General features: G+C 62.3%; 10 protein-coding genes. 8 read left to right on the forward strand and 2 right to left on the reverse strand.

The features are described 5' to 3' along the window. Positions 1-19: 19 nt before the first annotated feature. The gene (locus tag ACROHD_RS20220) at positions 20-1,444 is read right to left on the reverse strand and encodes a hypothetical protein (protein ID WP_432680255.1); all 1,425 of its coding nucleotides are present in this window, start codon (positions 1,442-1,444) and stop codon (positions 20-22) included. Positions 1,445-1,616: 172 nt separating this feature from the next. On the opposite strand from ACROHD_RS20220, the gene ACROHD_RS20225 reads away from it, so the two are divergent. From ACROHD_RS20225 to ACROHD_RS20250, 6 genes are all read left to right on the forward strand, one after another. Beyond that, a complete protein-coding gene (locus ACROHD_RS20225; RefSeq protein WP_432680256.1) occupies positions 1,617-2,243 on the forward strand; it encodes a thiamine diphosphokinase in 627 nt (208 codons plus the stop codon). Between the two features lie 71 nt (positions 2,244-2,314). Continuing rightward, on the forward strand, positions 2,315-3,103 hold the full coding sequence (rpiA, locus tag ACROHD_RS20230) for a ribose-5-phosphate isomerase RpiA (protein ID WP_432680257.1): 789 nt from the start codon (positions 2,315-2,317) through the stop codon (positions 3,101-3,103). Between the two features lie 91 nt (positions 3,104-3,194). Next, a complete protein-coding gene (gene gor / locus ACROHD_RS20235; RefSeq protein ID WP_432680258.1) occupies positions 3,195-4,553 on the forward strand; it encodes a glutathione-disulfide reductase in 1,359 nt (452 codons plus the stop codon). Between the two features lie 89 nt (positions 4,554-4,642). Further along, a complete protein-coding gene (gene hflK, locus ACROHD_RS20240) occupies positions 4,643-5,764 on the forward strand; it encodes an FtsH protease activity modulator HflK (RefSeq protein WP_432680264.1) in 1,122 nt (373 codons plus the stop codon). Between the two features lie 3 nt (positions 5,765-5,767). Next, a complete protein-coding gene (hflC, locus tag ACROHD_RS20245; protein ID WP_432680259.1) occupies positions 5,768-6,673 on the forward strand; it encodes a protease modulator HflC in 906 nt (301 codons plus the stop codon). A gap of 3 nt (positions 6,674-6,676) precedes the next feature. Further along, positions 6,677-6,874: a DUF2065 domain-containing protein gene (locus tag ACROHD_RS20250; RefSeq protein ID WP_432680260.1), complete on the forward strand. Its 198-nt coding sequence runs from the start codon at positions 6,677-6,679 to the stop codon at positions 6,872-6,874. A 257-nt stretch (positions 6,875-7,131) separates the two neighbouring features. Here the strand turns inward: ACROHD_RS20250 and purD are convergent, their stop codons facing one another. After that, positions 7,132-8,400, reverse strand: a complete 1,269-nt coding sequence (gene purD / locus ACROHD_RS20255) for a phosphoribosylamine--glycine ligase (RefSeq protein ID WP_432680261.1) — start codon at positions 8,398-8,400, stop codon at positions 7,132-7,134. A gap of 79 nt (positions 8,401-8,479) precedes the next feature. Between purD and ACROHD_RS20260 the strand changes: the two genes are divergently transcribed. Both ACROHD_RS20260 and xseA read left to right on the forward strand, forming a co-directional pair. Beyond that, complete coding sequence (locus ACROHD_RS20260) at positions 8,480-8,665, forward strand: hypothetical protein (RefSeq protein WP_432680262.1); 186 nt, start codon at positions 8,480-8,482, stop codon at positions 8,663-8,665. A 9-nt stretch (positions 8,666-8,674) separates the two neighbouring features. Then, the coding region (xseA, locus tag ACROHD_RS20265; protein ID WP_432680263.1) for an exodeoxyribonuclease VII large subunit at positions 8,675-9,560 on the forward strand (886 nt) is incomplete at its 3' end.

Raw genomic sequence — 9,560 nt, forward strand, 5'->3', positions numbered from 1 at the left:
GCCTCCATGACGCCGCGCATCAGGGGATGAGCGGGCAGGCGAACAGCAACCGTGTCGAGGCCAGCGGTGACGAGCGGGCGGGGACGTCTGCGGCAGCGGGTTCAGCTTCGGTCACGGCCTCCGGGGCGGTGTCTTCTGCCGCATCAGCGGCCGGACCATCGGAAAAAGGGTCGCTGTCGTCTTCGTCCTCGCGATATCCTGCGACGGGGGCATTGTCTTCGTCTTCCTCCATCGCCACGACGCGGCGAATGCGGGCCAGTTTGGCTGCAACGCTGTCGGGGTCGGGATAGCTGTCAACGGCGGGTGCTTCGGCCACCTCCGCCACTGCCTCGGCAATTTCGTCCACCTCTTCGGCGGCGTCCTCGGCGGTGTCTTCAACCTGCACGGCTATCTCTTCGACGGCCTCTTCAACGGCGGTTTCAACCGCGTCGATCGTGTCTTCAATTTCTTCGGCAACGGCGTCGGCGCTGTCTGCCATTGCGGCAGCGATGCCTTCTAGGGCTTCATCGGCGTCGTCTGCGTCCTCTGCGCTTTCGGCGATTGCCTGAGGGGCATCGGCACTGTCATCTTCGGTCTCTTCGTCCGATACCGTGGCCATGGCCTGCATAACGGCAGACAGGGTGTCTTCGCCTGCTTCGCCGGGGGCGGCCTCGGACATATCAGGGGTGTCGCTGGCCTCGGGCGTATCCTCGGTTTCTTCGGCGTTCACAGGGTCGGCCATCGCCGCAGCCAGGGCTGCACCGGCCATCGCAGCGGCGGCGGCGACAGAATCGCTCCGACCCAGATCGACGGGCGCGCTGTCGTCGTCATCCTCTGCCACATCTTCCGAACCGAGCTCTGCCGTCTCCTCTTCGGAGGTGTCCTCTGCTTCGGTGTCGTCCGCGATATCCTCGGAAACGGTCTCTTCAACCGGCTCCGCAATCTCGGCCTCGGCACTGACCTGATCAACAGGCGCGTCCTCGGCGGTGATCTCGTCCAGATCAGCACCCGCTTCGGCGGCGATATCCCCGGTGTCTTCATCCTCTGAGCTGTCTTCGCTCAGCGCGGCGTCGGCGTCTTCAACCTCTGCTTCGGGCGCTGCGGCAGTCAAGCTGTCCTCGCTTTCACCCAGATCCACGGCGGTCCGCGGCACAGCGGCTTCTGTCACATCACCAGCATCCAGCGGCGCAGCATCCTGGGCATCCTGATAGGACGAGGGCCGCAGCAGCAGGCCGCTTTCCATGATCCGCGCGTCGACGCGGGCCTGAATGGCGTCCTCAGTGATTCGATGCAGCATTTCAGTGTCGGGGGTCGGGGGTTCCGCCCCGAAGAACCGGTCACCGGCGGCGAGGTCCCGGAAATATTCGGCAATGGCTTTCATTGCCTCGAATGGATTGTCAAACCCTTCCAGGGTGCAGGAAAATGTCCCGTAGGAGACCGTAAGGATTTTGTTTTCGTCGCTCATGGCTCAATCTCTGCTCGTCCAGGTTTGGTCCCGGAATTTACCATCTTGAGAAAAGATGTAACAAATCTATCCCAGCCAAACGGGACGGCATTGGGGCTATTCAGTGATTTCTGACAGCAAAAAAGGCGAGAATTTGCCAAGTGCATCTGGGTCCTTCCGATATGACACTTTAGTGACAATATTGGGCGGCGGCGACGTTAACCCAGATGATCTTGCCGATTCCTTACGAAAAGCGCCAGCCCTGGTTGCAGCCGATGGCGGCGCGGACCGAGCGCTGGACCTGGGATTTACACCCGATCTGGTGGTGGGCGATCTCGATTCCCTCTCGGCAACGGCCCGCGCTTCCATTCCGGCTGACCGGCTGATCCGGGTTGCGGAACAGGAAAGCACCGATTTCGAAAAGGCGCTAAGCCGCATCGAGGCACCAGGCGTGCTGGCGCTCGGGATGACGGGACGGCGCACCGACCATGAACTTGCCGCCTGGCATGTGTTGATGCGGTGCCGGTGGCCGCGCTGCATTGTCGTGGCAGAGGAGGATATCGTGTTCCTCTGCCCTCCGGTGCTGCGGCTTTTCCTGCCGGTCGGCACGCGGCTGTCTCTTTTTCCAATGGCTAAGGTCAGCGGCATATCACGAGGCTTGCATTGGCCGATCGACGGCATAGCCTTCGCCCCCGGTCGGACCATCGGAACCTCGAACCGGGTTGCGACAGAAGAGGTGCGGATCGAGCTGGACCACCCCGCTATGCTGGTGATCCTGCCCAAAGAGCACCTGCCAGCCGCGGTTTCCGCACTGTTTTGAGGGGTTTTCCACTCGCGCCACGCGCGCGGCTTGTGTAATAGCCTAGTGATGGAACAAAAACGGGCAAGCCGATGACCGCAGAGCTCTCTCCTATAGATAAGGCCAAGTTCGTGGCCGCCAAACGGGCGGTGGACTATGTCGAGGACGGTATGCGCGTCGGGCTTGGCACCGGCTCGACCGCCGCCTGGATGGTTCGCTGTCTGGGAGAGCTGGTGCGAGAAGAAGGTATAAAGGTGACCGGTGTGGCCACCTCTACCCGCACTGCGGAACTGGCCCGGCAAGTGGGCGTGCCGATTTCGACACTGGATGAGGTCAAGTGGCTGGACCTGACGATTGACGGTGCCGACGAATACGACCTGCAGCTGAACCTGATCAAGGGCGGCGGCGGGGCGCTTTTGCAGGAAAAGATCGTGGCCACCGCCTCGGATCAAATGATTGTTATTGCCGATCCGACCAAGCAGGTGGAAACGCTTGGCAACTTCCCACTACCTGTAGAGGTGATCCCGTTCGGCTGGCAGACCACCAAGGCGCTGATCGAGGAAATGCTCGACAATCTCGATGTGCTGGGAACCAAAACATCGCTGCGCCTGGCCAAAGATGAACCGTTCCGCACCGACGAGGGCAATTTCATCCTAGACCTGCATTTGCGTCATATTCCCAACCCCCAACAGCTAAGCCTGGTGTTGAACCAGATCCCTGGCGTGGTGGAAAACGGGTTGTTCCTGGATATTTGCGATATCGTGGTGATCGGCGCGGGCGATGGCAGCGTCGAGGTGCGCGATATCAACAACGGCACCGTGGAACATGAACAGATCGACATCATCGATACCGACAACCTGTTCGTTGACGTCGCAGACTGATGCAGAGAACTCTGTGCGCTGACGCGCATGGCCCATTCCCCCACCAGACCTTAGCTGCGGCATGTCACAAATAGCGATTGAGGAGCAGGCCATGAGCCAGTTTGACTATGATCTTTTTGTCATCGGCGGTGGTTCGGGCGGGGTGCGCGCAGGCCGGATCGCGGCGGAACATGGCGCGCGGGTCGGGCTGGCCGAAGAATACCGCATGGGCGGCACCTGCGTCATTCGCGGATGTGTGCCGAAAAAGCTGATGGTCTATGCCTCGGGCTATCCCGGTCAGGTCCACGATGCCGCGTCCTATGGTTGGGATGCCGAAGTGCATGGCTTCAACTGGACCAAGTTCCGCGCCAAGCTGGATGCCGAGCTTGACCGGCTGGAAGCGGCCTATCGCGGCAATCTGGATCGGTCCGGCGTCGTGACCCACAATGCCCGCGCAGTCCTGAAAGACGCTCACACGGTCGAGTTGTCCGACGGTCAGAGTTTCACGGCCGCGCATATTCTTGTCGCCACCGGCGGCTGGCCCTTCGTCCCGGACTTCCCCGGCTCCGATCTGGTGATGACCTCGAACGAGGTGTTCAAGCTGGAAGAACAGCCTGAAAGCATTCTGATCGTTGGCGGCGGTTATATCGCTTGTGAGTTCGCAGGCATCTTTAACGGTCTCGGCACCGAGGTGACGCAGTACTATCGCGGTGCGCAGGTTCTGCGCGGCTTCGATGATGAGGCGCGGGGCCATGTCGCAGACGCCATGCAGGCGCGCGGGATTGAATTGCATCTGGGCACCAACGTGATGGAGATGGCCCGCGTCGAAGACGGGATCTGGGTCAAGGCTTCCAACGGGATGGAACAGGTATATGACAAGGTGCTCTATGCCACGGGTCGTAAACCCAACAGCGCCGGCCTCGGGCTGGAAGAGATCGGCGTTGAAATGGGCCGCAATGGTGAAATCAAGGTCGACGACTACAGCCAGACCAATATCCCCTCGATCTTTGCCGTGGGCGATGTGACGGACCGCGTGAACCTGACGCCGGTGGCGATCCGAGAGGGCCATGCCTTTGCCGACACTGTCTTTGGTGGCACCCCGCGCAAAGCCGATCATGACCTGATCCCCTCTGCCGTTTTCACACAGCCGGAACTGGGCACCGTTGGCCTGACCGAAGAAGAAGCCCGTGACGCCGGGCCGATCGAGGTCTATTGTTCGTCCTTCCGGCCCATGCAGGCCCTGTTCGCGGGACATGAGGAACGGGTGCTGATGAAACTGATCGTCCGTGCCGATACACGCAAGGTTCTGGGCGTGCACCTGGTGGGCGATCACGCAGGCGAACTGATCCAGATGGTGGGCATCGCCGTCAAGATGGGCGCCACGAAAGAGGACTTCGACAGGACCATGGCGGTGCACCCGACCATGGCCGAGGAACTGGTGACAATGAAAACACCTGTGCGCACGGCTTGATTTTCCGAGCCAAGGGACACAGGTAGCGTATGGAACAGGGTGCGCCTTCCGGGGCGTGCCCTATGGAACAACAAGGGGTAGAAACCGGCATGGCTGGAAATTCTGGCGGACCCTGGGGCGGCGGTGGCGGCTCCGGTGGCGGAGGAAACAGGGGAAATGACGACGATAATCGCGGCGGACGACGTCCGGGCGAAGGTCAGCAGATTCCTGAGATTGATGAGATCGTCCGCAAGGGCCAGGAACAGCTGCGCGTCCTGATGGGCGGCCGTGGCGGCGGCAGCGGCGGATCGGGTGGTGGCGAAGGCCCGCAATTCGGACGCGGCACGGTCGTGATTGGCGTTCTTGCGGCACTGGCCCTCTGGGCCTATGCCTCGGTCTACACCGTCGCGCCCGAAGAACGCTCGGTGGAACTCTTCCTCGGGGAACGCTTCGCGGTTCGCGATCCCGGTCTGAACTTCGCGCCCTGGCCGCTGGTCCGGGCCGAGATCGTCGAAGTCACGACCAACCGGACGGAATCCATTGGCATTGCCCGCTCGGGCGGTGGCGACACCGGTCTGATGCTGACCACGGACGAAAATATCGTCGATATCGACTTCGAAGTGGTTTGGAACATTTCGAACCCGGAAGATTACCTGTTTAACCTTGCCGAACCGGAAGCCACTGTGCGTGCCGTGTCCGAGGCCGCCATGCGCGAGATCATCGCCGCATCGCAACTGGCCCCGATCCTGAACCGAGATCGTCAGATCATCGCAGATACTGTTCAGGACCTGATTCAGCAAACGCTCAACAGCTACGAATCCGGGATCAACGTGGTGCGTCTCAACCTCGACCGTGCCGACCCGCCGGTTGAAGTGATCGACGCCTTCCGCGACGTTCAGGCCGCCGAACAGGAACGTGACCGGTTGGAACGCCAGGCCGACGCCTATGCCAACCAGGTGCTCGCAGGGGCCCGCGGTGAAGCCGCACAGCTTCTGGAAGAGGCCGAGGCCTATCGTGCGCAGGTCGTGAACGAAGCCCAGGGTGAGGCCAGCCGCTTCTCGGCGGTTCTGGCCGAATATCGGCTGGCACCCGAGGTGACGCGCCAGCGTCTCTACCTCGAAACCATGGAACGCGTGCTTGGCGGAATGGAAACGATCATTCTCGACACCGACTCAACCGGTGGCGTGGTGCCCTATCTGCCGCTTAACGAACTTCGGAACCGGGGGAACTGATCCATGCGCAAGGCAACTTTCATTATCCCCGCAATCGTGATCGTTATGGCGATCATCATGAGCTCGGTCTTTATCGTTGATGAACGCCAGCGTGCGCTTGTGCTTCGCTTTGGTGACATCCGCAGCGAGATCGAGGAACCGGGCCTCAACTTCCGTATCCCGATCATTGAACAGATCGTGCTTTATGACAGCCGCATCCAGTCGCTGGACACCGCGCCGATCGAAGTTACGCCCTCGGATGACCGCCGTCTGGTCGTCGACGCTTTCGCCCGCTACCGCATCATCGACACGCGCCAGTTTCGTCTGGCCGTCGGCAACGGTGGCCTGCGCGAGGCGGATCGGCTGTTGGAAGACATCCTGAACCCGCAGATCCGCGCCGTACTTGGTGCCGATGGCGTCACCTCGAACACCATCCTGTCATCCGACCGGGCCGAGCTGATGCAGCGCATCACGGCGCAGGCGCGGGTTCTGGCGGAGCCGCTCGGGCTTGACGTTCTGGACGTGCGGCTCAAGCAGACGGCGCTGCCCCTGCAGAACCTCGAAGCGACCTTCGCCCGGATGCGGGCAGAACGCGAACGGGAAGCCACCGACGAACGCGCCCGCGGTGAGGAAGCCGCGCAGCGGGTTCGCGCCCAGGCCGACCGGACCGTGGTGGAACTGGTTTCAGATTCCGCGCGTGAAGCCGAGATCATCCGAGGTGAAGCCGATGCCGAACGGAACCGGATCTTTGCCGAGGCGTTTGGTCAGGACCCGGATTTCTTCGAGTTCTACCGGTCGATGACCGCCTATGAGCGGGCCCTGACCGGCGAGAACTCGTCGATGGTCCTCAGCCCTGACAGCGCGTTCTTCGACTTCTTCGCGCAACCCGGCGGGCGTGCCCCCGCGGCGGTGCCCGCACCGGTGGAATGAACGATGATCCAGACGATCCTCTGGGGGCTCGGACTGGTGCTTGTGATCGAGGGGCTGGCCTATGCGCTGGCCCCTTCGTTCATGAAGGACCTGATGCGCCGGATGCAGGGCGAGCCTGAGGAAACCTTGCGGATTGCCGGGTTCGGGGCGCTGGTGATCGGCACCGGATTGGCGGTGCTAAGCCAGGTTCTGAGCGGCTAGAGATTCAGACCGGCGACACCGCATGAGCGTGGGGCGGAATGCGACGCGCCTCTCGCCCCAAACATCTCAGATCTTGTCAAAAGCCACTCGCGGCCCGCGGGGCTGCGCGGGTCGACGCGCAGATGGTGCGCGACGGTCGCATGGGGAATGTACCGGGGGTGTACGCAGGGTGTACCGGGGGTGACAGGCTGAAAAACAAAGGGTCGCGCCCGCGTGCGGACGCGCTGGTCGACATGGCAAAGCCACGGCGATTTCGTTCAGTCCGGCAGCGCCCGCCGGCCAATATCGGTCCGGTTGAACCCCTCGGGCCAATCCACGCGCCCGACCAGCGCATAGGCTTTGTCGCGCGCTTCTTGCAGGCTTTCGCCGCGCGCCGTAAGCGCCAGAACCCGGCCTCCAACAGCTGTCACAACCCCTGCCTCCCGCTTGGTTCCTGCATGAAAGCACATCTCGTAGCTTGTTTCCGGAAGGTCATCCAAGCCCTTGATGATGCTGCCCTTTTCATAGCTTCCGGGATAGCCGTCTGCAGCCATCACCACGGTCATCGCGTGATCATCCGCCCAGGTCACCTGCATCTCATCCAGCCGCCCCTCGGACGCCGCCAGCAGCAGGTCCAGCGCTTGCGCCCCAAGGCGCAGCATCAGGCACTGGCATTCGGGATCGCCGAAGCGCACGTTGTATTCGATGAGCTTGGGCTGCCCGTCCTTGATCATCAGGCCCGCAAACAGAACCCCCTGAAAGGGCGTTCCGCGCCGGGCCATTTCGGCCATCGAGGGCTCGATGATTTCTTTCATCGTTTTCATGGTGATAGCATCCGTCATCACCGGCGCGGGGCTATAGGCTCCCATGCCGCCGGTGTTAGGTCCCGTGTCGCCATCACCCACACGCTTATGATCTTGCGCGGTGCCGATTGGCAGTACGGTCTTACCATCGGATAGAACGAAGAATGACGCCTCTTCGCCTTCCAGAAACTCTTCGATCACCACCTCAGCACCGGCCCCGCCGAAGCTGCCGCCGAACATGTCGTCGATGGCTGCGATCGCCTCCGCCTCATCCATCGCCACGATCACGCCCTTACCGGCCGCCAACCCGTCGGCCTTGACAACGATCGGCGCGCCCTGCTGACGGATGTAATCCTTGGCGGATCCTGCCTCGGTGAACCGGGCATAGGCCGCCGTCGGTGCGTCGCAGGCATCGCAGATCTCTTTGGTGAACGCCTTGGACGCTTCCAGTGCTGCTGCTGCCTTGGACGGACCAAAGGTAAGAATGCCTGCGTCGCGCAACGCGTCGGCCACGCCGGCCGCCAAAGGTGCTTCTGGCCCTATGATAACGAAATCAATAGCTTCCTCAGCGCAGAAATCCACAACCGCGCCCGCATCTTCCGGGTCGAGCGCCGCGCATTCGGCGATCTGCCCGATCCCGCCATTGCCCGGCGCCACAATCAGTTTGTCGCATTTGGGGTTCTGCAGAACCGCCCAGGCCAGCGCATGTTCCCGCCCGCCGCTGCCAAGGATCAGAATGTTCACGTCGCGTCCCCCGCCTGATAGGTTTGGGCGGGGAATACCCAAGCCGGGCCATGGGCACAAGCACAGGGGATGCCGCAGCATGAAGAATCAAGCGCTTTGGGACCGGATCGAGGCGCATTCGATGCCAGGCGGCTTTGTCACCCTTCTGGTCGAATGCACCGGCTGGCCGCCTGACAGGGCAACGCGCGCGGTGCTGGAATATTCGCGGCTTGCCTATTTGACGGCGCTGGCGATTGATCTGGCACCTTCGCGCGGGCGCGTTTAGTCTGACCTCATGAACGATTTGCTGGACGAAGACACCCCGGGCAACGCGCCGGAATTCACGGTTTCCGAGATCTCGGGGGCGGTCAAACGCACCATCGAGGGGAACTTTTCGCATGTCCGGGTGCGTGGTGAGGTCGGGCGGCTGTCGCGGCCCCGGTCCGGTCATATTTACCTGGATCTCAAGGATGACCGCAGCGTTCTGGCCAGTGTCATCTGGAAGGGCGTTTCCTCCCGCTTGGCGACGCAGCCTGAGGAAGGGATGGAAGTCATCGCCACCGGGCGGCTGACGACGTTCCCCGGACAGTCTAAATACCAACTGGTTATCGAAGATATCCGGCCTGCCGGCATGGGCGCACTCATGGCGATGCTGGAGAAACGCCGCGCGGCGCTTGCGGCTGAGGGGCTGTTCGACGAGGCGCGCAAGCAGAAGTTGCCGTTTCTGCCAGAGGTGATCGGGGTTGTGACCTCACCTTCCGGGGCGGTGATCCGGGACATTCTGCACCGGCTTCGCGACCGGTTTCCGCGCAAGGTGCTGATCTGGCCGGTGGCGGTTCAGGGCGCAAAATGCGCGCCCGAGGTGGCGGCCGCGATCCGGGGGTTCAATGCGTTTCCAGCCGGTCGGCTGCCACGGCCCGACCTGATCATCGTGGCGCGTGGTGGTGGCAGCCTGGAGGATCTGTGGGGCTTTAACGAGGAAGCGGTGGTGCGCGCGGCGGCGGAAAGTGAGATCCCGCTGATCTCCGCCGTGGGGCACGAGACCGATACGACGCTAATCGACCACGCATCTGACCGACGCGCCCCGACGCCAACGGCGGCTGCTGAAATGGCGGTGCCGGTGCGGCTGGACCTGTTGAACTGGGTGGGGGATCAGGGCGCGCGGGCCACGCGGGCAGCAA

Source organism: Nioella aestuarii (genome assembly GCF_050896395.1).
GTDB classification, from domain to species: domain Bacteria; phylum Pseudomonadota; class Alphaproteobacteria; order Rhodobacterales; family Rhodobacteraceae; genus Nioella; species Nioella aestuarii.

What these genes read in the sequence shown, in the direction of transcription:
- ACROHD_RS20220 (WP_432680255.1), bottom strand. Translation starts at nt 1,444, where the DNA reads ATGAGCGACGAAAACAAAATCCTTACGGTCTCCTACGGGACATTTTCC.
- ACROHD_RS20260 (WP_432680262.1), top strand. Translation starts at nt 8,480, where the DNA reads ATGAAGAATCAAGCGCTTTGGGACCGGATCGAGGCGCATTCGATGCCA.
- hflC (WP_432680259.1), top strand. Translation starts at nt 5,768, where the DNA reads ATGCGCAAGGCAACTTTCATTATCCCCGCAATCGTGATCGTTATGGCG.
- ACROHD_RS20250 (WP_432680260.1), top strand. Translation starts at nt 6,677, where the DNA reads ATGATCCAGACGATCCTCTGGGGGCTCGGACTGGTGCTTGTGATCGAG.
- rpiA (WP_432680257.1), top strand. Translation starts at nt 2,315, where the DNA reads ATGACCGCAGAGCTCTCTCCTATAGATAAGGCCAAGTTCGTGGCCGCC.
- hflK (WP_432680264.1), top strand. Translation starts at nt 4,643, where the DNA reads ATGGCTGGAAATTCTGGCGGACCCTGGGGCGGCGGTGGCGGCTCCGGT.
- gor (WP_432680258.1), top strand. Translation starts at nt 3,195, where the DNA reads ATGAGCCAGTTTGACTATGATCTTTTTGTCATCGGCGGTGGTTCGGGC.